At 63.6% G+C, this 25,998-nt stretch carries 25 protein-coding genes; 13 read left to right on the top strand and 12 right to left on the bottom strand.

The window, feature by feature from the left end; all coding sequences use genetic code 11:
- Window positions 1-6 precede the first annotated feature (6 nt).
- Together AC3RCJ_RS20845 and AC3RCJ_RS20840 are read left to right on the top strand one after the other, a co-directional pair.
- The gene (locus tag AC3RCJ_RS20845; protein WP_492960613.1) at window positions 7-312 is read left to right on the top strand and encodes a ferritin family protein; all 306 of its coding nucleotides are present in this window, start codon (window positions 7-9) and stop codon (window positions 310-312) included.
- 93 nt (window positions 313-405) lie between these two features.
- Entirely contained in the window at window positions 406-885 is a 480-nt protein-coding gene (locus AC3RCJ_RS20840) for an Imm26 family immunity protein (protein ID WP_492960611.1), read from the top strand.
- Between the two features lie 127 nt (window positions 886-1,012).
- Here the strand turns inward: AC3RCJ_RS20840 and AC3RCJ_RS20835 are convergent, their stop codons facing one another.
- On the bottom strand, window positions 1,013-2,368 hold the full coding sequence (locus AC3RCJ_RS20835) for a sensor histidine kinase (protein ID WP_492960609.1): 1,356 nt from the start codon (window positions 2,366-2,368) through the stop codon (window positions 1,013-1,015).
- Window positions 2,369-2,378: 10 nt separating this feature from the next.
- The gene (gene ompR, locus AC3RCJ_RS20830; protein ID WP_223278807.1) at window positions 2,379-3,080 is read right to left on the bottom strand and encodes an osmolarity response regulator transcription factor OmpR; all 702 of its coding nucleotides are present in this window, start codon (window positions 3,078-3,080) and stop codon (window positions 2,379-2,381) included.
- Between the two features lie 264 nt (window positions 3,081-3,344).
- On the opposite strand from ompR, the gene AC3RCJ_RS20825 reads away from it, so the two are divergent.
- Window positions 3,345-3,731 carry a hypothetical protein gene (locus AC3RCJ_RS20825; RefSeq protein ID WP_492960607.1) on the top strand — a complete coding sequence of 129 codons (387 nt, stop codon included), beginning with the start codon at window positions 3,345-3,347 and terminating at the stop codon, window positions 3,729-3,731.
- A 159-nt stretch (window positions 3,732-3,890) separates the two neighbouring features.
- Window positions 3,891-5,750, top strand: a complete 1,860-nt coding sequence (locus tag AC3RCJ_RS20820; RefSeq protein WP_492960605.1) for a flagellar assembly protein A — start codon at window positions 3,891-3,893, stop codon at window positions 5,748-5,750.
- Here the strand turns inward: AC3RCJ_RS20820 and arfB are convergent, their stop codons facing one another.
- Entirely contained in the window at window positions 5,751-6,149 is a 399-nt protein-coding gene (gene arfB, locus AC3RCJ_RS20815; protein WP_034749850.1) for an alternative ribosome rescue aminoacyl-tRNA hydrolase ArfB, read from the bottom strand.
- 202 nt (window positions 6,150-6,351) lie between these two features.
- Here arfB and AC3RCJ_RS20810 point away from each other — a divergent pair, with 202 nt between their 5' ends.
- Window positions 6,352-6,852 carry a chemotaxis protein CheW gene (locus AC3RCJ_RS20810; protein WP_492960603.1) on the top strand — a complete coding sequence of 167 codons (501 nt, stop codon included), beginning with the start codon at window positions 6,352-6,354 and terminating at the stop codon, window positions 6,850-6,852.
- Between the two features lie 181 nt (window positions 6,853-7,033).
- Here AC3RCJ_RS20810 and AC3RCJ_RS20805 read toward each other — a convergent pair whose 3' ends face one another.
- The 8 genes from AC3RCJ_RS20805 to dapC form a co-directional block, all read right to left on the bottom strand.
- Window positions 7,034-9,028 (bottom strand): ATP-binding cassette domain-containing protein, encoded by a 1,995-nt coding sequence (locus tag AC3RCJ_RS20805; protein ID WP_492960601.1) that lies wholly within the window; start codon window positions 9,026-9,028, stop codon window positions 7,034-7,036.
- Between the two features lie 138 nt (window positions 9,029-9,166).
- Complete coding sequence (gene prmB / locus AC3RCJ_RS20800) at window positions 9,167-10,057, bottom strand: 50S ribosomal protein L3 N(5)-glutamine methyltransferase (protein WP_492960599.1); 891 nt, start codon at window positions 10,055-10,057, stop codon at window positions 9,167-9,169.
- Window positions 10,058-10,113: 56 nt separating this feature from the next.
- The gene (gene dapE, locus AC3RCJ_RS20795; protein ID WP_492960597.1) at window positions 10,114-11,250 is read right to left on the bottom strand and encodes a succinyl-diaminopimelate desuccinylase; all 1,137 of its coding nucleotides are present in this window, start codon (window positions 11,248-11,250) and stop codon (window positions 10,114-10,116) included.
- A gap of 69 nt (window positions 11,251-11,319) precedes the next feature.
- Window positions 11,320-11,676, bottom strand: a complete 357-nt coding sequence (locus tag AC3RCJ_RS20790; RefSeq protein ID WP_492960595.1) for an ArsC family reductase — start codon at window positions 11,674-11,676, stop codon at window positions 11,320-11,322.
- A 262-nt stretch (window positions 11,677-11,938) separates the two neighbouring features.
- Window positions 11,939-12,655, bottom strand: a complete 717-nt coding sequence (locus AC3RCJ_RS20785; protein WP_492960593.1) for a hypothetical protein — start codon at window positions 12,653-12,655, stop codon at window positions 11,939-11,941.
- 115 nt (window positions 12,656-12,770) lie between these two features.
- Window positions 12,771-14,318 carry an FAD-dependent oxidoreductase gene (locus AC3RCJ_RS20780; protein ID WP_492960591.1) on the bottom strand — a complete coding sequence of 516 codons (1,548 nt, stop codon included), beginning with the start codon at window positions 14,316-14,318 and terminating at the stop codon, window positions 12,771-12,773.
- 121 nt (window positions 14,319-14,439) lie between these two features.
- Window positions 14,440-15,267 (bottom strand): 2,3,4,5-tetrahydropyridine-2,6-dicarboxylate N-succinyltransferase, encoded by an 828-nt coding sequence (gene dapD / locus AC3RCJ_RS20775; protein WP_070223998.1) that lies wholly within the window; start codon window positions 15,265-15,267, stop codon window positions 14,440-14,442.
- A 17-nt stretch (window positions 15,268-15,284) separates the two neighbouring features.
- Window positions 15,285-16,514: a succinyldiaminopimelate transaminase gene (gene dapC / locus AC3RCJ_RS20770; protein WP_492960589.1), complete on the bottom strand. Its 1,230-nt coding sequence runs from the start codon at window positions 16,512-16,514 to the stop codon at window positions 15,285-15,287.
- 261 nt (window positions 16,515-16,775) lie between these two features.
- Between dapC and tsaB the strand changes: the two genes are divergently transcribed.
- From tsaB to AC3RCJ_RS20750, 4 genes are read left to right on the top strand one after another with little or no spacing between them, the layout of a single operon-like run.
- Complete coding sequence (gene tsaB, locus AC3RCJ_RS20765; protein WP_492960587.1) at window positions 16,776-17,501, top strand: tRNA (adenosine(37)-N6)-threonylcarbamoyltransferase complex dimerization subunit type 1 TsaB; 726 nt, start codon at window positions 16,776-16,778, stop codon at window positions 17,499-17,501.
- The gene (rimI, locus tag AC3RCJ_RS20760) at window positions 17,498-17,989 is read left to right on the top strand and encodes a ribosomal protein S18-alanine N-acetyltransferase (RefSeq protein WP_492960585.1); all 492 of its coding nucleotides are present in this window, start codon (window positions 17,498-17,500) and stop codon (window positions 17,987-17,989) included. The genes tsaB and rimI overlap by 4 nt, the downstream gene beginning before the upstream one ends.
- A complete protein-coding gene (locus tag AC3RCJ_RS20755) occupies window positions 17,986-18,876 on the top strand; it encodes a uracil-DNA glycosylase (RefSeq protein ID WP_492960583.1) in 891 nt (296 codons plus the stop codon). Before rimI ends, AC3RCJ_RS20755 begins: the two co-directional genes overlap by 4 nt.
- Complete coding sequence (locus AC3RCJ_RS20750) at window positions 18,869-19,807, top strand: DUF1853 family protein (protein WP_492960581.1); 939 nt, start codon at window positions 18,869-18,871, stop codon at window positions 19,805-19,807. Before AC3RCJ_RS20755 ends, AC3RCJ_RS20750 begins: the two co-directional genes overlap by 8 nt.
- A gap of 75 nt (window positions 19,808-19,882) precedes the next feature.
- Here AC3RCJ_RS20750 and lplT read toward each other — a convergent pair whose 3' ends face one another.
- Window positions 19,883-21,145: a lysophospholipid transporter LplT gene (gene lplT, locus AC3RCJ_RS20745; RefSeq protein WP_492960579.1), complete on the bottom strand. Its 1,263-nt coding sequence runs from the start codon at window positions 21,143-21,145 to the stop codon at window positions 19,883-19,885.
- A 245-nt stretch (window positions 21,146-21,390) separates the two neighbouring features.
- Between lplT and alr the strand changes: the two genes are divergently transcribed.
- From alr to fliD, 4 genes are all read left to right on the top strand, one after another.
- Window positions 21,391-22,497 carry an alanine racemase gene (alr, locus tag AC3RCJ_RS20740; RefSeq protein ID WP_492960577.1) on the top strand — a complete coding sequence of 369 codons (1,107 nt, stop codon included), beginning with the start codon at window positions 21,391-21,393 and terminating at the stop codon, window positions 22,495-22,497.
- Between the two features lie 75 nt (window positions 22,498-22,572).
- Window positions 22,573-23,949 (top strand): DNA repair protein RadA, encoded by a 1,377-nt coding sequence (gene radA, locus AC3RCJ_RS20735; protein ID WP_128142536.1) that lies wholly within the window; start codon window positions 22,573-22,575, stop codon window positions 23,947-23,949.
- A 109-nt stretch (window positions 23,950-24,058) separates the two neighbouring features.
- Window positions 24,059-24,400 (top strand): PilZ domain-containing protein, encoded by a 342-nt coding sequence (locus AC3RCJ_RS20730; RefSeq protein WP_492960574.1) that lies wholly within the window; start codon window positions 24,059-24,061, stop codon window positions 24,398-24,400.
- 195 nt (window positions 24,401-24,595) lie between these two features.
- Window positions 24,596-25,975, top strand: coding sequence for a flagellar filament capping protein FliD (gene fliD, locus AC3RCJ_RS20725; protein WP_492960572.1), 1,380 nt, complete (start codon window positions 24,596-24,598; stop codon window positions 25,973-25,975).
- Window positions 25,976-25,998: the final 23 nt, after the last annotated feature.

Below are 25,998 nucleotides of genomic sequence, written 5' to 3'. Positions count from 1 at the left end.
AAACGCATGACCCACCTCCCCCTGGAAGAAGCCGACCTGCCCGCCACCGCGCTCGACATGCACCGCGCCATCGGCGCCGCCATCGCGGCGCTGCAGGCACTGGACTTGAACAGCCAGCGCTTCGAGGCGTGCACGGACCCGGAACTGCGCCGCGTGCTGGCCCACGCGGGCGACACGAGCCGCAAGGAAGTGGCGATGCTGCTCGAATGGATGCGCCGCCGCGATGCGCGCCTGGACAAGGAAATGAAGGAAGCGCTGTTCAAGGCCGGGCCGATTGTTGCCCAGTATCATTATGACGAGAAAATATTGTAACTTTTGGTTTGTTGCTGTGGCGTACCATGCGCCACATGGCCCTTGCTTCGCGTAGACTGTGCCCCGAACACGATTTTGGGGGAGTTTGCAGAAATGAAATCATTACCATACCGAGAAGGCAGCTGGTTTGCCGTGCCCCTGCCGGGCGGCGGCTATGCCGTCGGCGTGGTGGCGCGCACGGCGCCCGCCGGACGCATCATGCTGGCGTATATGTTCGGGCCCAAGCGCGACAGCCTGCCCACGCTGGACGAGCTGGAAGCGCTGCGGCCGGAACAGGCCGTGCGCCGCCTGCGCACGGGCGACATGGCCCTGCTCAACGAGCGCTGGCCGCTGCTGGGCGACAGCCGCCACTGGAACCGCGACGCGTGGCCCATGCCGGCCTTTATCCGCCGCAATGAATCCTTGCAGCGTGCCTGGCGCGCCAGCTATGCGGATGCGGACCCTGCCAAGCTGGACCGCGAAGAATCGATCCCCTTCGATACGCCGGGCATGGAAAGCGATTCCCTGTACGGCTACGGCGCAACGGAATTGCTGATGAATAAGTTGCTGGCGTCGGAGCAGGCGTCGGCGTGAGCGCGGTAGGGCGGCGTAGGTCGGATTAGCGAGGCCTTGCCTCGCGTAATCCGACACATTGTTGGCCAAGGCCGCTGGTGGTGTCGGCTTACGCGCTTTGCGCTAAGCCGACCTACGCCGCTCCGACCTAGGCTGCCGGCAAGCTGATCTGGAACGCCAGGCCGCCGCCTTCGCGGTTGCGCACCTGCAGCTCGGCGCCATGGCGCAGCAGCACGCGGTCGACGATGGCCAGGCCGAGGCCGGCCCCGTTGGCCTGGCCGCGTGCCGTGTCGAGCCGGGTAAACGGCTTGAGCATCTGCTCGATCTTTTCCGCCGGCACGCCGGGGCCATGGTCCTGCACTTCGATGATGACTTTTTTCGCGCCGTGGCTGGTCCTGATCTGGCAGGCGATATCGATTTCCGTGATGTCGCTGCCGGGCGTCTTGCCGTAGCGGCGCGCATTCTCGATCAGGTTGTTCAGCACGCGGCGCAGGTCGGTGGCGTTGCCCATGGCGTGCGCGCCTTCGGCGATGCTGGCGTTGAGCTTGACGTCCGGCAAGCGCATCGCTTCGCGTGCCATGTCGGCCAACAAGCCGCTCAAGTCCACGTTGGTAAAGCTTGACGCTTCCGTCGGCTTGGCATAGTCGAGGAACTGGCCGATGATGGCGTCCATTTGCCCGATATCGGACTGGATGCCGATACGCGCCTCGTCCGACAGGTTGGCCATTTCCACTTCCAGCTGCATGCGCGCCAGCGGCGTGCGCAAGTCGTGCGAGATGCCGGCGAGGATCACGGCGCGGTCCGATTCCACCTGTTTCAAGTCATCGACCATCTGGTTGAAGCTGCGGTTGGCCTCGATGATTTCGATCGGGCCCTTTTCCGGCAGCGGCGCCGGCTGCTTGCCCTTGGCGATGTCGCGCGCGGCCGCCGTCAGGCGCGACAGCGGTAAATTGATCAGGCTGGAAATGATGGCCGCGCCCAGCAGCGACAGCAGGGACACCAGGCTGGCCCAGCCCAGCCACTGGAAGCCCGTCAGGCCGCGCAGGCGCTCGCGTTCCAGCATCAGCCAGTATTCGTCGTCGTCGATCTTGAAGCTGACCCAGAAGCCGGCCACGCCGTTGACGCGCGCGGAAAAGCGCGTGTCCTCGCCCAGCTTGGCCTTCACCAGCGCTTCGATGTCGGGCATCAGGTAATTGTCGGGCGGCGGCTCGATGCGGTCATCCTCTTCCAGCGGGAAGATGCGGATGCCTTCGTTGCTGACCAGGTCGAACAGCAGCTCGCGGCGCAGTTCGGGCGCCGAATGCGTGAGCGCCGCATGCGTGATGGTGACGACGGAAATGACCTGGGCGGAAATCTGCTGCGCCTGCGGTTCGCGCTGGATGACGGAAATCATGCCGATCCAGGCGATCATGCTGACCGTGGTCAAGGTGCCGAGCAGCAAAAAGGTGCGCCAGAACAGGCCGCTTTTCAGCCGTGCCAGGCTGATATCGGGAACAAGCTTCATGGTGCTGCGATCAGCGCGGCTGTCCGTCCGGGATGAAGACGTAGCCCAGGCCCCACACGGTCTGGATGAACAGCGGGCTCGACGGGTCGGGTTCGATCAGCTTGCGCAGGCGCGAAATCTGCACGTCCAGGCTGCGGTCGAAGACTTCGTATTCGCGGCCGCGCGCCAGTTCCATGAGCTTTTCGCGCGACAGGGGCTGGCGTGCATGGCGGGCAAACACTTTCAGCACGGAAAACTCGCCCGTGGTCAGCGGCACTGTCTCGCCATTCTTTTTCAGGGTGCGCGTGCCCAGGTCCAGCACGAAGTCGCCGAACTCGAAGGTTTGCGGCGTTTCCGACGGCGCGCCCGGGATTTCATCGGGGCCCTTGCGGCGCAGCACGGCGCCGATGCGGGCCACCAGTTCGCGCGGGTTGAACGGTTTCGGCAGGTAATCGTCGGCGCCCATTTCCAGGCCGACGATGCGGTCCACGTCCTCGCCCTTGGCCGTCAGCATGATGATCGGCGTCTGGTCGCCCGCGCCGCGCAGGCGGCGGCAGATGGACAGGCCGTCTTCGCCCGGCAGCATCAGGTCGAGCACCAGCAGGTCGTAGCGCTCGCGCAGCCACAGCTTGTTCATGGCTGTGGCGCTCTCTGCCGTAAACACATTGAAGCCCTGTTCGGTCAGGTAGCGGCGCAGCAGGTCGCGCAGGCGCACATCGTCATCGACCACCATGATTTTCGCCTGGTGGCCATGGATCGATTGCGTTGTCGTATTGCTGCCGGAGGTGGAGGTTGTGGTCATTTAGGGTGTCGTGTTATCGTATATTAGTTGCTATAGTAACGCCTGGCACGGCGTCGGCAAGTGGCTATGGCGACCCATTACAAACTGTTACAAACTTTACCCAATTACTCTTACTGCACCGTGTAAAGCATCATACACTGGGGCCACAGTGGAATTCAGCTTTAAGTTTATACGGCATCGCGGAAGAGGAACTCAATGAATATCGTTATCCAAAAAATTCACGCCGCTCCCAGCGCATCAGCATCCGCACGTGCCGTGCTGTCCGCATTCGCCGTTTGCTCCGTGTTTGCCGCTGGCGTGGCATATGGTCAAAACCAGCCGCCGCCGCGCCGCGACGAGCAGCAGCAAATGCAAACCCAGCGTTATGAACAGGTGCAGCGCAGCAATAGCAATGATACGCGACTGCGCGAACAACGTGACGCACGCAGTTTCGATACGCGCGCCGAAGAGCAGCGCCGCGCCAATGAAGGGGCCGATTCCTCGCGCCGCACGGGCCGCATGACGCCCGACGAGCGCCGCGACCTGCGCCGCCAGATTAATGAAGTGGGACAAGATATTTACTCGAATCCCCCGCGCCGCTAGGCATCGCGCGCGCCATCGGACAGGGCCATCTCGCAAGATATGGCCCTGTCTGCATTTGGCAGGCACTTTGTTGCCGAATCAGGCACGCCGCCACGCCCCGTGATATTGTTCTGGTGCAATGAGGCAATTCTCTGAATTTCTTGCTTGGGGAGGCAAGTGGTGAGCGACGACGACACAGCCGTTCCTGATGCGGCCCCGGCTGGCGGCTTGCCGCACGGCCTCGTCCAGCGCAAGGAGGGCGTGTTTTTCGATCTGTCCCTGGCGCCCGCGCAACTGCGCGCGGCCGTCGATCAGCTGTTCCAGGCGGGCCTGCTGCTTGCCGGCCTCGACTACCCTCTCTTCCTGCTGACCCTGTATCATGCGCCGCCGCCCCGGGCCATGCCCAAGGGCGAGGCGCTGCTGCGCATCGCCGCGCGCATCGCCCCTTTCCTGGCGCCGCGGCGCGCGCTGTACAAGCAAGTCAAGATCCGTGGCGAGGTGGCTGAGTTTTACTTTGAAACCATTCCTGCCGATGCGCAGAGCCGCGTGCCGGCCCGCCGCGATTTCGATGAGCTGGTGGCCGACCTGTGGGGCAAGGGCGTACGCTACGGCATCGATAGCACGGCCGTGCGCGCCATCATCGATAGCGGCAAGGCCGAGCGCATCACGGTGGCGCGGGCGCTGGCGCCGCAGCCGGGGCGCGCTGCGCAGTTGGTCGAGCTTGCGCAGGGCATCCACCGCGACGATGCGCCGCGCGAACGGCCCGATGGCCGGCTTGACTTGCTGAGCTTTAAGAACCGTTTTCCGCAGGTGAAAAAACATGCGCGCCTGCTGCGCAAGCTGCCTGGCGTGCCCGGCTTGCCGGGCCATGACCTGGGCGGCGCGGTGCTGGCGCCGCCCGCGCCGCAGGACGTGGACCTGGCCACAGTGGCGGGGGCGGGCACGCTGGTCGAGCGTTTCAGCGACGGCGACTACCTGGTGGCCGCGCAGGATGGCTATGTCAACGTCGACGCGCAGGGCCAGATTTCCATCGGCAACAAGATCGTCAGCCGCGAAGGCGTCAGCAGCCGCACCACGGGCAATTTGAAGCTGCGCGCCGCGTACGAGGAATATGGCGACGTGCAGGAGCAGCGCCAGCTCGACGGCAGCGATATCACCATCCATGGCGACGTGTACGGCCATCTGCACTCGCATGGCGGGCTGATATGCTTGCAGCGCAACCTGGTCGGCGGCACCGCCTTCAACGAGCACGGCGACGTGCGCGTCGCCGGCGTGGCATCCGGTTCCGTGCTGCAGGCGCGCAGCGGCGAAGTGCGCCTGCAGCGCGCCGAAAACTGCGTCATCGCCGGCACGCGCGTGGTGATCGAGCATGCCAGCAATTGTGAAATCATCGCCGACGAGCTCGTCATCGAACTGGCCGAGGGCTGCGCCGTGGCGGCGCGCCACATCCACATCGGCAGCGCCGGGCCGCGCAAGCAGGTGGAGATGCTGCTGTTTGCGCTGGTGCCGGACTTGAGCGTCCTGGAGCAGCGGATCGCCGACTGCCAGGAGCGGGCCAGGCAGTACGCGCGCATGCAGGACAAGCGGCAGCAGGAAGTCGACACCATTGCGCAGCTGCCCGAGGTGCGCAATTACCTGACCCTGGCCGGCCAGCTGCGCCGCGGCGAGCGGGTGCTGCAGCCGCTCCAGCAGGCGCCGTACGACAAGCTGGCCGCGCGCATCGCGTCCGTGCTCAAGGAAGTGGCGCGCCTGCGGCTGGAAGTGAAGCAGGCGGAAGTCCTGCAGGCGCAGATGCTGGCGCTGGAGGCGCAGCTGCGGCAGGAGCGGCAAGCCACGGCGGGCCAGTCGCGCTGCGTGGTGCGCCTGGTCGATGGCGAGACGACGGTGCGCGCCATGGTGGCGCCGCCGGGACCGGCCAAGGCCTACGACCGGCCGCCCAAGGAGATCAAGGCCCTGCTGCGCAGCGCCACGCCGGCCACGCAGCCCGTGTTTGCGGACAGCACGGGCAGCCTGGACTGGACCTACCAGCCGCCACCGTAATCAGTCGGTGACCTTGCCGCGCGACTGTTTCAGCACGCTGTGCGTGCTCTTGCTGTCGAGGCGCCGCCGCTGCGAGCTGCGCGTGGGCTTGGTGGCGCGGCGCACGGCGGGCAGGAAGGTCACGCTGTCGATGATTTCCTGCAGCCGGCGCAAGGCTTCTTCCTTGTTCTGCTCCTGGCTGCGCGATTGCTGCGCCTTGAGCACCAGCACGCCATCCTTGCTGATGCGGCTGTCGCGCAGGGCCAGCAGGCGCTCCTTGTATGCTTCCGGCAGCGACGAGGCGGCGATGGGGAAGCGCAAGTGGATGGCGCTGGACACCTTGTTGACGTTCTGTCCGCCCGGCCCCTGGGCGCGGATGGCGGAGAATTCGACTTCGGCGGGATTGACGAGGTGTTGCATGGCCTGCCTGATGAAAAACAATGCTGATATTGTAAGGGAAGACGCGCGCCGCTGTGCTGGCGCAAGCGGCTGTTGCGTGGCCGGCCTGGTCTTTCGGGAAAATTGATGTTCCTCAACGTCCACCTGGGGGATGCTGGTTAGCATGGCTCCAGTCTTGCGCCACTGCGCATCCTGGCAGCGCTTACCGGATGAAAGGATCATCATGCAGTCCACGACGACGCCTGGCGCCGCAGCAACGGCGGAACGCGGCACCGCACCATCCCTGACGCCGTACTTGAGCTTCCGGCTGGGCGGCCTCGAATACGGCCTCGACTATGCGCGCGTGCGCGAGTTGCGCCCGCTCAAGGAACTCGACCGTTTTTCCTCTGACGGGGAAGTGCTGCAAAGCGTGGCCGTCTCGCGCGGCGTGATCATTCCCATCGTCGACATGCGCGCCGCGTTCGGCAGTGCCCGCGGCGCGAGCGATCCGGCCACCGACGTGATCATCCTGCAGCTGAGCAGCGGCGTGATGGGCATGGTGGTCGACGGCGTCACCGATATCGTCAGCCTGGCCCCCGGCGACATCGCGCCCGTGCCCGGCCTGGGGCCAGCCGAGGCCGACTACCTGCTGGGCCTGGGCACGCTGGCCGGACGCCGCCTGATCCTCGTCGACATCGACCGGCTGATGGCCATCCGCAGCCCCAGCCCCATGCAGGCGGCATAAAAAAACGGCTCATTCGAGCCGTTTTTTTGTTCACTGCAGTTCCGACGCCTGACAAAACCGTCGCGAGCGGAAGGACGTCGTCGCTGAGAAGCGCATCTGTACGAAGCTAGCGGGACGCCGGGTCAGCGAGTATCGCAGGCGGCAAATCCCGACGCGCGGCAGGCGTGGTCAGGTGTCTTCATCAGCCGAGCTTCTCTAATTGATCCTGCAGATCGAGCCATTCCGCTTCCAGCTGCGCCAGGTCCTTGGTGAAGAAGGTCTGGTCGGCCAGCAATTGCTTGAGCTTGGCCTTGTTGGCGGCGTCGTAGATGGTCGGTTCGCCCAGCTTTTCTTCCGTTTCCGCCTTTTGCGCGTTGCGCTTGGCGATCTGCTCTTCCTGGCGCTTGATCTTGTTTTCGATCGGCTTGCGCAGGACGGCCGCCTTCTGGCGGTCTTCCGCCTCCTGGCGCTTGTCGCGCACGGGCGCGGCAGGGGCGGCTACCGGCGCAGGGACGGACGATGTCACGGGGAAGTCGGTCTTGTTGGCCTTGCCGGCGGCCGGCAGCACATCGGTGCCCTTGCCCAGCTTGGTCTTGAAGAGCCAATCCTTGTAGTCGTCCAGGTCGCCGTCGAACGGCTGCAGCTTGCCGTCGGCGACGATGATGAATTCGTCCGTGGTGGCGCGCAGCAAGTGGCGATCATGGGACACGACGACCAAGGTGCCTTCGAACTGGGCCAGCGCTTCCGTCAGCGCTTCGCGCGTTTCCAGGTCCAGGTGGTTGGTCGGTTCATCGAGCAGCAGCAGGTTCGGACGCTGCCAGACGATCAGCGCCAGCGCCAGGCGGGCTTTTTCGCCGCCCGAGAACGGGGCGATGGAAGCGGTGACCATGTTGCCGGGGAAGTTGAAGCCGCCCAGGAAGTTGCGCAGTTCCTGCTCGCGCACGGTCGGGGCGATCTTGGCCAGATGCCACAGCGGCGATTCGTCATGGCGCAGCATTTCCACCTGGTGCTGGGCGAAGTAGCCGATGTTGAGGCCCTTGCCCATGGTGGCGTCGCCGCTCAAGGGCATCAGTTCGCCCGCGATGGTCTTGATCAGGGTCGACTTGCCGGCGCCGTTCTGGCCCAGCAAGCCGATGCGCTGGCCGATCTGCAGCGAAAACTTGATGCCGTTGACGATGGTCTTGTGCGTGATTTCGCCCGTGGCGTCGTTCTCGATCTTGTAGCCCGCATCGACGTCTTCCATCACCAGCAGCGGATTCGGCGCGCTCAAAGGCTCGCGGAATTCGAACGAGAATTCGGCGGCGGCGCGCAGCGGCGCCAGCTCTTCCATCTTCGCCAGCGCCTTCATGCGGCTTTGCGCCTGGCGCGCCTTCGAGGCTTGCGCCTTGAAGCGGTTCACGAACGATTCCAGATGGGCACGCTTGCGCTGCTGCTTTTCCAGCGCGCCGGCGGCCAGTATCATCTGCGCCGCGCGCTGGCGCTCGAAGCTCGAATAGTTGCCCGAATAGCGCTTCAGCTTGCGCTCGTCGATATGCACGACCACGTTGACCACTTCGTCGAGGAAGTCGCGGTCATGGGAAATGATCAGCAAGGTGCCGGCGTAGCGCTTGAGCCAGTCTTCCAGCCAGATGATGGCGTCCAGGTCCAAGTGGTTGGTCGGTTCATCGAGCAGCAGCAGGTCGGACGGGCACATCAGCGCTTGCGCCAGGTTCAAACGCATGCGCCAGCCGCCGGAGAAGCTGGCGACGGGCTGCTGCATCTGGTCCAGGGTGAAGCCCAGGCCCAGCAGCAATTGCTCGCCGCGCGACTGCACGGTATACGCGTCGGCATCGGCCAGCGCGCTGTAGATCTCGCCGATGGCGATGCCGTTTTCCGACGTGGCCGGCTCGGACTCCAGGCGCGCCAGTTCCGCTTCCAGCTTGCGCAGGGTGATATCGCCATCGATGGCGTAGTCGAGCGCGGCACGGTCCAGCGGCGGCGTTTCCTGCGCCACGTAAGCCACGCGCCACTTGGCCGGGAAATCGATCTCGCCCTGGTCAGGGTGCAATTCGCCGCGCATCATGGCGAACAGGCTCGATTTGCCCGCGCCATTGGCGCCGATCAGGCCGATCTTGTCGCCCGGATTGAGCGTGACATCGACTTGTTCGAGCAACGGTTTGATGCCGCGCATCAGGCTTACTTGTAGGAAACGTATCATTTTTTTCTTTGTGAAGGCTGGGCTTTACCCCTCGCCGTAAAAACATCGTGTAGGTCGGATTAGCCCGAAGGGTGTAATCCGACGGGTGCCGCACAGGCATGTCGGATTACGCTACGCTAATCCGACCTACCAAGTCGATCAAACCAGCTTCAACTGCTCGGCCGTCAGCAGGAATACCATGTCGTCGCCGGCGCTCGTCGTCAGCCAGGTCAGGCCCAGCTCGCCGAAGGCCGCTTCCGCATAGGCGCGCTCGTTGCCGATTTCAATCATCAGGATGCCGTCGTCCGTCAGGCGCTCGGCCGCGCCGGCGATGATCTTGCGCACCAGGTCCATGCCGTCGCTGCCGCCGTCGAGGGCGATTTGCGGTTCGGCCAGGTATTCCTGGGGCAGGGCGCCCATCGAGGCGGAATTCACGTATGGCGGGTTGCTGATGATCAAATCATATTTCTTGGCCGGCACATTGGTGTACAGGTCCGATTCGATCAGGGTCACGCGGTCCTGCAATTTGTACGTGTCGACGTTGCGCTTGGCCACGGCCAGGGCGTCGGCGGAAATGTCCACGGCGTCGACGGCGGCGTTCGGGAAGGCGTCGGCCATCATGATGGAAAGGCAGCCCGAACCGGTGCACAGTTCCAGGATGTTTTCCACGGCTTCCGGTTCCGCCACCCATGGCGAGAAATATTCAGGGATCAGCTCGGCGATGAAGGAGCGGGGCACGATCACGCGCTCGTCCACGTAGAAGTTATACGTGCCCAGCCAGCCTTCCTTGGTGATGTAGGCGGCCGGCACGCGGTCGATGCTGCGGCGGTCGATGACCGTCATGACGCTGGCGATTTCCGACGGCAGCAATTTGGCGTCGAGAAACGGTTCGAGCTTGTCGAGCGGCAACTTCAACGTGTGCAGGATCAGATAGGCCGCTTCGTCGAACGCTTCGGCGCTGCCGTGGCCGAAAAACAGCTTGGCGGTATTAAAACGGGTAACGGCGTAGCGCAGCAGGTCGCGTGGCGTGGAAAACGGGTTCGGGGTCATGGCATTCTCGAAAAGACGGTGTTCTGGCCCGCCGTGACGGGCCTCGGTATTCTGGTTCAGACGGGCAGCAAATGCTCCAGCGTGCGCCGGTAAATATTCTTCAGGGGATCGATGTGGCGCAGTTCGATGTGCTCGTCGATCTTGTGAATACTGGCATTGGGCGGCCCGAATTCTATCACTTGGGGGCAGATTTGCGCGATAAACCGGCCATCCGAGGTGCCGCCCGTGGTCGACAGCGCCGTCGCGAGGCCCGTTTCTTCGAGGATGGCGGACGACAGCGCATCGGAGAGCGTGCCGCGCGGCGTGAGGAAGGGCAGGCCGCTCAGGGTCCACTGCAAATCGTACTGCAAGTCATGCTGGTCGAGGATGGCGTGCACCCGTTCCTGCAAGCCCTCCGCCGTGCTGGCCGTGGAAAAGCGGAAGTTAAAATCGATCACCATGTCGCCCGGGATCACGTTGTTGGCGCCCGTGCCCGCGTTGATGTTGGACATTTGCCACGAGGTCGGCAGGTAATACTCGTTGCCGGCGTCCCATTTCTCTTCGACCAGGTCGGCCAGCGCCTGCGCCGCCTCGTGGATCGGGTTCTTCGCCAGGTGCGGATAGGCGATATGGCCTTGCACGCCCTTGATCGTCAATCGGCCCGACAGGGAGCCGCGGCGGCCGTTCTTGATCATGTCGCCCAGCTGCGCGCTCGAGGTCGGCTCGCCGACCAGGCAATAGTCGATCTGCTCGCCGCGTTCTTTCAACTTGTCGCAGACGATGACGGTGCCGTCCGTGGCCGGGCCTTCCTCGTCGCTGGTGATCAAAAAAGCGATGGAACCCGTGTGTTCGGGCGTGGCGGCAATAAATTCCTCGCAAGCAACCACCATGGCGGCGATCGAGGTCTTCATGTCGGCCGCGCCACGGCCGTACAGCTTGCCGTCACGGTGCGTGGGAATGAACGGTTCCGATCGCCATTGCTCGACGGGGCCGGTGGGCACCACGTCCGTATGGCCTGCAAAGACGAATACGGGCGAGGTGGTGCCGCGGCGTGCCCACAGGTTGGTGACGTCGTTCGACTGGATCGTCTCGCAGACAAAGCCCAGCGGCGTGAGGAGGTCGATCAGGTGCTGCTGGCAGCCCTTGTCGTCGGGCGTGACCGAGGACAGGGCGATCAGTTTTTCGGTCAGGGCGAGGGTTTTGGAGGTGGTCATGGTGTGGAGCGGGGTCGTACCCTTGGGACTCGGCGTCCCCGTACGGCCCCAGCCTTGCAGGTGTCGGGTTTAAACGGAAAAAATGGCTGAATACTGCGCATCGGAAAACGCCACGCTATAGTTTCCATCCTTGTCCAGCACGGGGCGCTTGATGATGGACGGGTTTTCCAGCATCAGTTCCAAAGCGCTGGCCGCGTCGGTAATGGACGCCTTGCGCTCGTCGGACAGGGCGCGCCAGGTCGTGCCTTTCTTGTTGACCAGCACATCCCACGGCAATTGCCGCAGCCATGCCTCGACGGCGGCGCGTTCCAGGCCCTGCTTCTTGAAGTCGTGGAAGGTGAAATCGAGTTGCTGCGCGGCCAGCCAGGTGCGGGCCTTTTTGACGGTATCGCAGTTGGGGATACCGTAGAGTGTAATGGTCGTCATGGGTAGGGCCAAGGGGAATGAATGCGGTTCGCTTGATCGCGGCGCTTGCGCCAGGACAAAATGCGATGGTAGCCGACATTATACAGTCGATGCGCAGTCGATGCGGCAGTGCAACACGGTTGCATGTTACGGGCAGGTTCAGGGCCAGGCGCTGCGGATGCCCAGTTGCGTCGCCACCTGGCCGAAGTCGCGGTGCGTGGATAGCGGCGTGGCGGATGCCATCGCCAGCTTGGGCAGGCGCAAGGTTGCCACGGTCGCGCCGCTATTCGTCGGCGTAGGCGCGGGCGGCCGCCATCACGGCATCGAGTTTTCCTTTGGCCAAGGCTTGCAGCGGCGACTGGCCGCCCAGCGACAGGCGCGGGACGGTAAAAAAGTCCCATTTGGCGGCGCCGGGCAAGTCGCCAAGAATCTTGCTGACTTTTTCCAGGGTGTGGCGGTCGTGGCGGGGATCGGCGAAAAACGCCGGGTAAACATATTCGCCGGAGGCGCCGCGCAAGGCGAACAGGCGCCTGGCTTTGAGTGCCGCACTGAGCGCCTGCGGCGTGACTGCCAGCCGGACGCGCAGTTCGGGGCCAGACAGCAAGCTGTGCGAGGCCAGGTCTTTTTCGCGCTGCTGGCTTTCCTGCTGTTCCAGTCCGCGCATGAATTGCCGGGTGCTGACGTGGCCCGCCTGCGTGTCGCTGCCGCTTGCCAGGCTCAGCTCGCGCTCGGCCACGATATCGAGGTCGCGCCGCATTTGCGCCAGCAGCGCGGGCCGGTCGTCGCGCGGCACGGCATCGAGCAGCGATGCATAGGCTTCCTGGAAGGTGTCTTGCGCAATGTTGAAGCGCAAGCCAGTGGCGCTGGCAGCCAGCGTGTCGGCCAGCTGCCTGGCCAGCGAGGGCGCGGCTGGTGCATGCACGGCTTCGGTGGCTGCCTCATCAATTGTGCCGGTGTCGCCATTGCCGGCAGGGCGACGTGTGTTTGATGTGTTCGACATGGCCAACTCCTTGCATTGCATGTTACAGCATAGGGTAGGAAGTCAAACAAAGCAAACAAAGCAAGGAAATTAAATCTATCTGCATTGATGCAGCACAAACCTGCGGCGTTGTTTCTTACACGGGCCGTGGCGCCGCCTTGCCCGGTTCCGCAGGACCGAAATGCAGACCCAGCCGCAAGGCCAGGGCGCGCAGGGCGCCGCTTTCCTGCAGGTGCAGGGCCAGCGCGATGTGGCCGTCGGGGCGCACGAGGTAGGCGGCGTCGCGGCCCAGGCCGGCCAGCTTGGCGGCCACGTTATAGGTATAGCAATGCACGGGCAGTTTCAGCACGCGCGCTTCATCGACGAGTTCGGGCGCCGGCTCGCCATAGATGTGCAATTGCCAATCCATGCTGCGCAGGGCGATAAAATTGTCTTGCGTGCCATCGGAGAACCACGGCAGGCGGTCGCCACCGCGCAGGTATTGCGCATGGCCGGCGGACAGGGCGCTGTCTTCATAGCGGATCTCGATTTGCGACACGGTCTTGAACAGCAAGCGGCGCGCCCGCGCAAAGCCCGAGAGGAAGGGCAGCGCGTGCGGCACCAGCCAACGCCGCAGGAATTGCCCGGCCATGCCCTGCGCGACGATGGCCTGGAAGGCGCGGTCGGTGGTGGCGACGAGCTTGCGGGCAAACACGATGCGCTCGCTTTCATAGGTGTCGAGCAGGGCGTCGTTGCTTTGGCCGTGCAGCTTTTGCGCCAGTTTCCAGGCCAGGTTGACGGCGTCGCCCAGGCCCGTGTTCATGCCCTGGCCGCCCACGGGGCTGTGCAGATGGGCCGCGTCGCCGAGGATGAAGCAGCGCCGCGCGCGAAATTGCGCCGCCACGCGGTGATGCACTTTATACGTGGAAAACCAGTTCACATGCTCGACCCGGATGCCCAGCAGGGTTTCCACATCGCCGCGCACATCGTCGAAGACGGGCGCGGGCGCGCCATCGGGGCGGTCGGGCAGGATGCCGATCAGGCGCTGCATGCCGCTGGTACGCACGGGCAACATCAGCGCAAACGCATTCGCGCCCAGGTGGGCGTGCAGATCCGTGTTGTTGCCAGCCACTTGCGCATCGGCCACGTAGTACAGGTGGTCGTAGGTGCCGCCGGAAAAGTCGAAGGCGGCGATCTCGCGCACCTTGCTGCGGGCGCCGTCGCAGCCGCAGATGTAGTCAAACGTGCAATATTGACGTTCGCCGTTGTGGAGCAGGATGGCTTGCACTTCGCTATCGTCCTGCGTCCACAGGTCCAGCGTGACGTTCCATTCCACGTGCACGCCGGCCGCCGCCAGCTTGCTGATCAGGAAACGCTCATGCTCGTCCTGGGGCAGGCTGAGCACGAAAGGATAGGGACTCAGCCCCTCGCCGATCTCGCCCAGCGCCAGTTTCACGAGTTCCTCGCCGCCTTCGTGGATGTGCATGGCATTGATCTTGATGCCCAGGCTGACCAGTTCGTCGGCAAAGCCCAGCTGCTGGTAAAACTCCAGGGTGCGCGCATGCACGGCCATGGCCCGCGACGCCTGGCCGGGGCCACTGTTTTTATCGATGATGCGGCAATCGACGCCATGGCGCGCCAGGCGCAAGGCAAGCATGAGGCCGGTAGGACCGGCGCCGACGATCAGGACGGGAGGAGTATTCATGCCATCCAGTATAGGACAGGATGGAACAGGGCAACGCGACGATTGAAGTTGCTAGTCGGAAATGAAAATGTCCCGCCGGGGCGGGACATGCAGGTATTACTTATACTTCACAGCGTAACGATCAAATGCCACGCAAGAGTTCGTTGATGCCCGTCTTGGCGCGGGTCTTTGCATCGACGCGCTTGACGATCACGGCGCAGTACAGCGAGTACTTGCCGTCTTCCGAAGGCAGGTTGCCCGAGACCACGACGGAGCCGGCCGGCACGCGGCCATACGTCACTTCGCCCGTGGCGCGGTCGTAGATCTTGGTCGACTGGCCGATGTACACGCCCATCGAGATGACGGAGTTTTCTTCGACGATCACGCCTTCGACGATTTCCGAGCGGGCGCCGATGAAGCAGTTGTCTTCGATGATGGTCGGGTTCGCTTGCATCGGTTCCAGCACGCCGCCGATGCCGACGCCGCCGGACAGGTGGACGTTCTTGCCGATCTGCGCGCAGGAGCCAACGGTGGCCCAGGTGTCGACCATGGCGCCTTCATCGACGTAGGCGCCGATGTTGACGTAGGACGGCATCAGCACGACGTTCTTGGCGATGAAGCTGCCGCGGCGGGCGACGGCTGGCGGCACCACGCGGAAGCCGCCCTTGGCGAAGTCTTCGGCCGTGTAGTTGGCGAACTTGGTCGGCACCTTGTCGTAGAACTGCATCGTGCCATCGGACGGCAGGACGACGTTGTCTTCCAGGCGGAACGACAGCAGCACGGCTTTCTTGACCCACTGGTTGACGACCCAGTCGCCCGAGGTTTTTTCCGCCACGCGGATGCTGCCGTTGTCCAGGCCATTGATGACGTGGGAGACGGCGTCGCGCAGTTCGGCCGTGCCGTTGCGCGGATTGATCTCGGCGCGGTTTTCCCAGGCCTGGTCGATGATGGTTTGCAGTTGTTGGCTCATGATGATGTCTTGTTCATTTAGTTGGTTGATGCGGATGCGGAAAGCTGCTGGCAGAATTTTACTATGCGCAAGGCCGCTTCCAGCCCTTCGGCCGTTTCGGCCACCAGGGCCATGCGGATGCGGTTGCTGCCCGGATTGACGCCGTGCGCGTCGCGCGCCAGGTAGCTGCCAGGCAATACCGTGACATTATATTCGGCGTACAGGCGTTGCGCGAATTCGGTGTCGGACAGGCCAGTGCGGCTGACGTCGGCCCACAGGTAGAAGCCGGCGTCCGGCAATTGCACGTCCATCACCGCTTGCAGCAGCGGCGTGATGGCGTCGAACTTGGCGCGGTACTTGGCGCGATTTTCCTCGACATGGGTTTCGTCGTTCCAGGCCGCGACGGAGGCCGCCTGCACGGCGGGGCTCATGGCGCCGCCGTGGTAGGTTCGGTAGAGCAGGAATTTTTTCAGTACTTCCGCGTCGCCGGCCACGAAGCCCGAGCGCATGCCCGGCACGTTCGAGCGCTTCGACAGGCTGGAAAACACCACCAGGCGCGCATACGGGCGCTCGACCGTGGACAGGCCCAGCATGTGCGCCGCCTGCAGCGCGCCCAGCGGCGGCGTGTCGCCGTGGTAGATCTCGGAATAGCACTCGTCGGCGGCGATGACGAAATCGTAGCGCTCGGACAGGGCGAACAGGTGTTCCCAATCCGTCAGGCTCAAGACGGCGCCCGTCGGGTTGCCGGGCGAGCACAGGAACAGCAGTTTCACTTTTTCCCAGACAGAGGCGGGCACGCTGTCGTAATCGCAGCCGAAATTGCGCGTGGGATCGGAATTGACGAAATACGGTTCGGCGCCGGCCAGGTAGGCCGCGCCTTCATAGATCTGGTAAAACGGATTCGGGCTGATCACGAGCGAACCGGCCGACGGATCGATCACCGTTTGCGCCAGCGCAAACAGCGCTTCGCGCGAACCATTCACGGGCAGGATTTGCGTGGCAGGATTGAGCTTGGGGATGCCATAGCGGCGTTCCAGCCAACCGGCAATCGCGCTGCGCAAGGCTTCCGAGCCGATGGTGGTCGGATAGCTGGCCAGGCCGTGGATATGGTCGACCAGCGCCTGTTCGATGAAGGCCGGCGTCGGATGCTTGGGTTCGCCCATGCCCAGGCTGATGGGCGCGTACTCGGGATTGACCGTCACGCCGGCAAACAGCTGGCGCAGCTTTTCGAATGGATATGGTTGCAGTTTAGCAAGAAGTGGATTCACGGAACGGACCAGGGCAAGAGTGGAAAGACGATGTTGCTGAGCGATGTAGCTTGGTAATGTTGCTTGGTAATGGCTGAACGATTGCTTGGCGCGGCGCACTTGATGCCGGTCAAATCATTAGCTGCGTCTTTCATTATAGCCGTCCTGGCGGGCCCGCTGTGCAAGCCGCCTCAAGCCGCGCCGGCCTGATCGCTGCCCGGCTTGCCACGCCATGCCGCAGCGGGGAGTGCCGTGCCATGGCGTGGCAAGGTAAAATACGGCATGCCTATCTTACTACCCACCCTGCTTGCTATTGAAACTTCGTCCGAACTCGCGTCCTGCGCCCTGTTGCGCGGCGATGTCGTCTTGTCCCGCGCCTCGTCGGGCGTGCGCACCCATTCCCAGTCGATTCTGCCCATGGTGCAGGAATTGCTGGCCGAAGCGGGCGTGACCCTGGCCGACGTCGATGCCATCGCCTACGGCTCCGGCCCCGGCTCGTTTACGGGCGTGCGCACGGCCTGCGGCATCGCGCAAGGCCTGGCCTATGGCGCCAGCCTGCCCGTCGTGCCCGTCGTCACCCTCGACGCCATGGCGCTCGCCTGCCATCAGCAGCATGGCGCGCAACACATCGTGACCGTGCTCGACGCCCGCATGGGCGAAGTGTACTGGGCGCAGTATGATTATCAAGACGGCTTGCAAGCCGTGCTGCCGCCGGCCCTGAGCGCGCCGGCCGGTGTGGCGCCGCAAGGCGACGTCGTGGGCTGCGGCAACGGTTTTGCTGCCTATGCCGAAGCGCTGGCCGCGCTGCCGTGCGCCGCCACGGCCGACGCCGCCATCATGCCGCACGCCGTGCAGGTGGCGCAGCTGGCGCGCATCGCGTTTGCGGCCGGTCGGTGCGTGACGGCGGCCGAGGCGCAGCCTTTGTATTTGCGCAACAAGATCGCTTATACCAGTGCGGAACGGCAAGAGATGCAACAGGCCAAGGCCGCTGCGGAGTCCGCGCAATGAGCGTGGCGGGCCAGGACAATGCTGCCGGCTGGGACTTGCTGCGCCTCGACTACCAGCCGATGGTCGAAGCCGACCTGATTGAGGTGCTGGCGCTGGAGCAGCGCGTGTATCCGTATCCCTGGACGCATGGCAACTTTGTCGATTCGCTCAAGAGCGGCTACCCGGCCTGGGTGCTGCGCGACGTGGACGGCACCTTGCTTGGCTATTTCTTGCTGATGCTGGTCGTCGACGAAGCGCATTTGCTCAACGTGGCCGTCGAGGGCGCCATCCAGGGCCAGGGACTGGGCCGCTTCCTGCTGAACCAGTCCTGCGCCTGCGCGCGCCAGCTGGGCATGGAATCGATGCTGCTGGAAGTGCGCCCGTCGAATACGCGCGCGCTCGACATTTACCAGCGCTATGGATTTGAACAGATCGGCCGGCGCAAGGGGTACTATCCGGCCAGCAACTCGCAACGTGAGGACGCCATCGTCATGCGTTATACCTTATGAGCCGCAGCGCCGTTTTCCTCGATGAAATGGGTGTCGGCCCCTTGTGGCACCTGCGCCAGGGCGCCGCGCCCGAAGCCATGGACGTTGCCGCCGAAGCTGCCGTGGAGATGGACGTCGCCGTGGCGGCGCCCGTGGCCGAAGCCGTGGAAGCCGTGACCGCAGTGCTCACCGAGGTGGTCACTGCAGTGGTCGCCGAGGTGCGGGCCGAGACACCTGTCGCCGTTGCCGCTACGCCAGCTCCCGCCGCCGCGCCTGACGACACGGCCTGGTTCGACGATGCGCCCGCGCCTGCGCCAGTGAAGCAACTGAGCGACGCCGACATCGCCGCCCTCGACTGGGATGGCTTGACGGCGGCCGTCGCCAAATGCGCGCGCTGCGACTTGTGCAAGACGCGCAAGGGCGTCGTCATGGGCCGTGGCGACCGCCAGGGTGATTGGCTGATGCTGGCCAGCAGCCCTTCGCGCCTGGAAGAGCGCGAAGGGCGCGCCTTGCCGGGCGAGCAGGGCAAATTGCTCGACAATATGCTCAAAGCCATCGCCGTCGATGCGGGGCGCGATGTGTATATTACCCACTTGCTGAAATGCCGTCCGCTCGACGAGGCGGGGCAGGAACGCTTGCCGACAGAGGCCGAGTCGGCCGCCTGCCGCCCGTATTTCGAGCGCGAACTGGCCCTGCTGCAGCCGCGCACCATCGTCACCCTCGGTTCGATGGCCGCCGCCGGCATCCATCCCGGAGAAAAGCCTGCACGGGGCAAGGTGCGCCAGCTGGGCAATGCCTCGCTGATCGCCACCTTCCACCCGGAAATGCTGCTGCAGGACGAGACGGGCAAGGCCAAGGCGCGCGCCTGGGCCGACCTGTGCCTGGCGAAAAGCACGCACGGTGGTTGATGCGGCCATCGGCGCCTTCCAGGTCCGCTTCGAGCAGCGCTGGGGCCATCTGACGCAACCCCGCGTGCGGGCGCTGGCCTGGCTGCTCGACTCGCCCGACTTGCTCGACCCGTCCAGCCCCCACTGGGGCGGGCGCATCGCCAGCTTGCCTCCCGTCACGCCCGCCGTGGCGGCGTGGCTGGGGGCGCTGCAGGATGATCCGTCGCCGCTCGACGCGGCGCTGGGGCCGAAATTTTATTCCCGCCTGGGCCTGTACGCTGAAAAGCTGCTGGCCTTTTATTTTGAGCAGCGTGGGGTATTGCAAGCGCACGGCTTGCAGGTGCAGGTGAACCGCAACGACACGGTGGGCGAGTTCGATTTCCTGTTGCACGACGGTAAGGACTTGCTGCATTGGGAATTTGCCACCAAGTTCTACCTGCTCGAAGGCGCGCCCGATCCCGGCGTCTTCAATCACTTGATCGGCCCCAACCTGGCCGACACCTTGGGCTTGAAGATGCGCAAGATTCTCGACAAGCAACTGGCCTTGTCGCGCCACCCGGCCGCGCAAACCCTGCTGGCCCGGCCCGTGCGCGCGGCGCAGGCGCTGGTCAAGGGCTGGCTGTTCTATGCGCTCGGCACGGCGCCCGGCATGGACGGCATTTCCCAGGAACATGGGCACGGCTTCTGGTGCACGCCGGCGCAATTGCCGCAGCAACGTTATGTCGTGCTGCCGCGTTTGCAGTGGCTGGCGCCGTTCAAGGGGCGCGACGTGGCCGTCCTCGATGTGGACGCCTTGCGCGCGCAATTGTCTGATCTGGCGCAACCGCTGATGGTGGCCACGGTCGATACTGTCGAAGGGTGGGAAGTGGAGCGTGAACGCGGCTTTGTCGTGCCGCTTGACTGGACGCAGCAGGCCGCCGCGCGACGGATAGCAGGTGCGCTACCTGCGTAACCATGAACCACAGCCGTAACGCTGGAGTCATGTAGGTCGGATTAGCGCGTGGCGCGTAATCCGACGCCACATTGCTTAATGCTTCTGCTCGCCAATCAGCGACAAGTTGTCATGCTCGGCCTGGTTCAGCTTGTGCTTGCGCATGATGGCGTACATGGTGCCGGCGACGAACAGGCCGAACAGGATGATGATGATGTTCAGCGGCAGGTGCAAACGGATCATGATGGAATACACGGCCAGCATGGTCAGAATCGACAGGTTTTCATTGAAGTTCTGCACGGCAATCGAGTGGCCTGCACTCATCAGCACGTGGCCACGGTGTTGCAGCAGGGCGTTCATCGGCACGACGAAGAAGCCGGACAGGGCGCCGATCAGCACCAGCAGCGGGTAGGCGATCCACACGGAATGCACTTGCGTCATCATCATGACGATCACGCCCATGGCGATGCCGAGCGGGATGACGGTCAGCGACTTGCGCAGCGGAATGAAGCGGGCCGACAGCACGGCGCCGGCCGCCACGCCGATGGCCACCACGCCCACCAGGCTGGTCGCCTTGTCGAACGGCATGTTCAACGATTGCTTGGCCCATTCCAGCACGATCAGCTGCAAGGTGGCGCCGGCGCCCCAGAACAGGGTCGTCACGGCCAGGGTGATCTGGCCCAGTTTGTCTTTCCACAGGATGGAATAGCAATTGGCAAAATCGGTGATCAGTTTGATAGGATTGCGTTCCTGGTGCGCATACACGCAGCCCGTATCGGGGATCTTCAGGTTGGCCAGCGTCGCCAGCACGTAAATGCCGACCACCACGCACAGGGCCGCTTCCGTCTTGCTGGTGATGCCCGTGTCGATCAGCGGGAGGTCGATCGACAGCAGCATGTCGGACACGTGGCCGCTGACGAGCGCGCCGCCCATGACGGTGCCGAGGATGATGGAGGTGACGGTCAAGCCTTCGATCCAGCCGTTGGCCGCCACGAGCTTTTCCGGCGGCAGCAGTTCCGTCAGGATGCCGTACTTGGCGGGCGAATACACGGCCGCGCCAAAGCCGACGACGGCATAGGCCAGCAGCGGATGGACGTGGAAGAAGACGAGGGCGCAGCCGAAGATCTTGACCATGTTGGCAATGAACATGACCTTGCCTTTCGGCAGAGCATCCGCGAAGGCGCCGACAAAAGCGGCCAACAGCACGTAAAACAGCACGAATGACAGTTTGAGCAGCGGCGTGATCCACGCCGGGGATTTCATGGACACCAATAAATCGACGGCGACAAAAAAGAGGGCGTTATCGGCCAGCGAGGAAAAGAACTGCGCCGCCATGATGGTATAAAAACCACGATTCATTCTGGAATGCCTGAAATCATATCTGGCTTGCTTTATACCACGAAAAAACGGCAAACCCCAAGTTTGGAAGGGGCTGCTTTGCATATGCTTGCCTAAGCGAAGCTTAATTCTTATGCCGTAGAAAAATGCTTATACATATGAACATTTTATAAATGGTCATCACTGCGCACGAGTTTGCCTTGTCCGCTTCACGCTGCCCGCCTGTCCGGTAAAATACGGCTTTCCCACTGCCCTCCCTCACGCATATGCCCAGGCCCCTGATCGCCAGTATCCATCTTGATGCCATGCAACACAATCTGGCGCGCGCGCGCGCCTGCGCGCACGGCGCCAGGGTCTGGGCCGTGGTCAAGGCCAATGCCTATGGCCATGGCCTGGAGCGGGCCATGCGGGGATTTGCCGAGGCCGATGGCCTGGCGCTGGTCGAGGTCGATTACGCGGTGCGTCTGCGCGAACTGGGCTGGACCAAGCCCATCTTGCTGCTCGAAGGTTTTTTTGACGCCAGCGATCTGCCCGTCATGGTGCAATATGGATTGAATGGCAGCGTGCATTGCGAGGAACAGATCGCCATGCTGGCAGCGGCGCGCCTGCCGGCCGCCATCGATGTGCACCTGAAGATGAATACGGGCATGAACCGCCTCGGTTTTACGCCGGACGCCGTGGCCGCCGCGTATGCGCGCCTGCGCGCCATGCCGCATATCGGCACGATCACTTTGATGACGCATTTCGCCAATGCGGACGAGGCGGCGCCCACGCGCCTGCCGTTGGAACAGCAGATGCTGCGTTTTGAAGCCGGCGCGGCCAGCATAGGCGCGGCCGGCGAAGGCACAGCCTTGCCGCGCAGCCTGTGCAATTCTGCCGGCCTGTTGCTGCACCACCTGGACAGCGACTGGGTGCGTCCCGGCATCATGCTGTACGGCGGCACGCCCAGCGGCGCTCCGGGCGGCACGTCGGCGCAGGCGTTCGGCTTGCTGCCCACGATGACCTTGCGCAGCCAGATCATCGGCATGCAGGACATCGCCGCCGGCGAGTTCGTCGGCTACGGCAGCCGCTATGCCGCGGCCGGCAACGTCAAGGTGGGCGTGGTGGCCTGCGGCTATGCGGACGGTTATCCGCGCCACGCGCCCGAAGGCACGCCGGTGCTGGTCGACGGCGTGCGCACGGGGCTCATCGGCCGGGTCTCGATGGACATGTTGATGGTGGACTTGACCCACGTGCCGGGCGCCAAGGTCGGCAGCGGCGTCACCTTGTGGGGCCAGGGCATGCCGATCGACGAGGTGGCCCTGGCCGCCGGCACCATCGGCTACGAGCTGATGTGCGCACTGGCGCCGCGCGTGCCCGTGGTCGAAGCATAACAGTGACGCCGGCCCGCCGTTTGTATATACTGTATATATAAACAGCATTTTTACCTTACCCGGGCAAAGTACACCATGGCAAAAGTCAAGACCATCTACACCTGCAGCGATTGCGGCGCCATCAGCAACAAATGGATGGGGCAATGCACCTCGTGCAACCAGTGGAACACCATGGTGGAAACCCTGCCCGAGACGGGCGGCAACAACCGCTATTCGAACCCGCAGCACATGTCGCTGGCGCAGACGGCGCCCGTGCTGTCGCTCGACGATATCGACGCCATCGACGTGCCCCGTTTCGGCACCGGCATCGAGGAATTCGACCGCGTGCTGGGCGGCGGCATGGTGGCGGGCGGCGTGGTGCTGATCGGCGGCGACCCCGGCATCGGCAAGTCGACCCTGCTGCTGCAGGCGCTGGCCAACATGTCGCACCACAAGCGCGTGCTGTATGTCAGCGGCGAGGAATCGGGCGCGCAGATCGCCCTGCGCGCCAAGCGCCTCGTCATCGACGCCAAGGAACTCAAATTGCAGGCCGAGATCCAGCTGGAAAAGATCCTCTCCACCTTGCACGACCTGAAGCCGGAAGTGGTGGTCATCGACTCCATCCAGACCGTGTATTCGGACGCGCTCAGCTCGGCGCCCGGTTCCGTGGCGCAGGTGCGCGAGTGCGCGGCGCAGCTGACGCGGGCGGCCAAGCAGACGGGCGTGACCATCATCCTGGTGGGCCACGTGACGAAAGAGGGCGCGCTGGCCGGTCCCCGCGTGCTCGAGCACATCGTCGACACGGTGCTGTATTTCGAGGGTGACGCCCATTCCAGCTTCCGCCTGGTGCGCGCCATCAAGAACCGTTTCGGCGCCGTCAATGAACTGGGCGTGTTCGCCATGACGGAAAAGGGCTTGAAAGGGGTGTCGAACCCGTCCGCGCTGTTCCTGTCGCAGCACGACAACCAGGTGCCCGGCTCGTGCGTGATGGTGACGCAGGAAGGCACGCGCCCCCTGCTGGTGGAAATCCAGGCCCTCGTCGACACCAGCCATTTGCCGAATGCGCGCCGCCTGTCCGTCGGCCTCGAACAGAACCGCCTGGCCATGCTGCTGGCCGTGGCGCACCGCCACGCGGGCATCGCCGCCTTCGACCAGGATGTCTTCATCAACGCCGTCGGCGGCGTCAAGATCACGGAACCGGCGGCCGACCTGGCTGTATTGCTGGCGATTAACTCGTCGATGCGCAACAAGCCCTTGCCAAGGGGGCTTGTGGTGTTTGGCGAAGTGGGACTGGCCGGCGAGATCCGTCCCGCGCCGCGCGGGCAGGAACGCTTGCGCGAAGCGGCCAAGCTGGGCTTTACCCTGGCCGTGGTGCCCAAGTCCAACCTGCCCAAGCAGGTGATCGAGGGGCTCAAGGTCATCGGCGTGGAACGCATCGACGAAGCGTTTAACAAGTTGCGCGACCTGGAGTAAGAGTTGGTCTGGTTTAAATGCCAAGCTTGAGACAAGTCAAACAAAATTTCCGTTTGGAACTATAATATTTGTCCGATGGATGCGCGTGGCGCATTCGCGTCGACCATGAATGATAGAGAAGCGGAATATAGTGTCAGTTGAGCAAAGGCAAGGCGCACGCAAGATATTGCGTGCCAAGGCAATGTTGGTAATGGACGGGGCCGGCCCCGTGGCGGCGCGCACGCTGGACGTGGGGCCGGGCGGCATGTCCGCCGTGATCGCCGAACCGGTGCAGGCGGGCAGGCAGGGCAAGGTGTTGTTCGAGCTGTTTTACGATGGCAAGGCGCATATCATCGAGGCGCGCACTTCCGTCTCGCACTGTATTTTCAGCAGTGCCGGCTTCAAGGTGGGCCTGACGTTCCAGCACCTGGACATGGCCGTGAGCAGCGCAATATCGAAGTTTATGCGCTAAGATGGTGCATATGTATTTGCAGTGCTGAAAAAACCGTTCTGTTCGATGTTTTGATATTTCAGTAATACTGCATAATTATCAATCGGAAGAGGGGGAGGCCGCCGCCTTGCGCGCCCGCCGCCGCCTCTCTTGCAGAGCGCGCGGTCATGACCTGAGCCGTGTGTCGTCACACTACACCGGACAGGAACGCCTACCATGTTTAATTCTACGATCAACAGCAACGCCTACGCCAACGCGACAAAAACCAGCAGCAGTATTTCGGCCGACGTGTACGCCAAGGTCGAGCGCCAGATGCAGTCGCAGAACAAGGGCGTCCTCAAGCTGAACGATAACCTGGCCAAGGATCAGACCAAGCTGTCCGGCCTGGGCCAATTGCAGTCGGCGCTGGCCAAATTCCAGAACGTGGCGAAGAACATGGCCGGCAGCGGCCTGGCCACGGCCGCCACCGCCACCACCAAGGGCGTGCTCAGCGCCACCACCACCGACAAGGCCGCCAGCGGCACGCACGCGGTGGACGTCAGGCAGCTGGCGCAGGGCCAGACCTTGCAAAGCGCAGGGCAAAAATCGTCGAGCACCGCCATCGGCACCGGAGCGCCGGCACAGATCAAGATTGAATTGGGCACGGTCGACGGCAAGCAGTTTTCGGCCGGCAGCGGCAAGGCCATTTCGCTGACCATCGACAGCAGCAATAACACGCTCGATGGCATCGCCGCGGCGCTGAAGAAGGCGGGCGTCGATGCCAGCGTGGTCAAGAACGACGATGGCTATACCCTGGCCCTGAACGGCAAGACGGGCGCCGACAGCAGCATGCGCATCAGCGTCACGGGCGACGCGGCCATCGGCAACCTGCTGTCGTACTCGCCCAGCGCCAGCAAGGGCATGCAGCAGACGGCCGCCGCGCAAGATGCGCTGCTAAGCATTGACGGCAAGGAAATCAAGAGCGCCAGCAATACGCTGACGACGGCCATTGCAGGCACCACCGTCACCTTGACGGGCAAGGGAACAAGCGACCTGGTCATTGCGAAGGACAGCGGCCAGATCGCCACCAACGTGGCCAGTTTCGTGGCCGCCTACAATGAACTCAACACCAAGCTGCAAACGCTGCAGCAGGGCGATTTGAAATACGATACGGCGCTCAAGCAGGTCAGCACGCAAATGGCGCAAGTGTTGCGCACGGCCAGCAATGGCGTGCCCGTTTCCGTGCTGGGCAGCGCCGGGATCAGCCTGGGCAAGAATGGCGAGCTGAAGCTCGATGACAAGGCATTGAAGGCCGCCATCGCCGCCGACCCGGATGCCGTCAGCAAGTTGTTTACCAATAATGGCAAGGGCGTGGCCGACCAGTTCACCGCCAAGGTGGGCGAGCTGACGGGCGAAACGAGCATCATCCGCAAGGAAGTGCAAACGGTGGGCAAGGAAATCACGACGCTCAATACCAAGAAGGCGGCCATGGCCAAGGCCCTGACGGCGCAGGCCGAGGCGCTGGTGAAACTGTATTCCGCGCAGGAGCAGATGGGCGGCAACTCGGCTTTGCCGGGTTATACGGGCAAGAACTCCCTGTTCGACTTCATGGCGTGACGCGCGGGACTAGCGCCCATCGC

Source organism: Janthinobacterium sp. GW822-FHT07H11 (assembly GCF_058798615.1).
The sequence above is the reverse complement of the archived record's forward strand: the minus strand, read 5'-3'. Positions and strand labels throughout refer to the sequence as shown.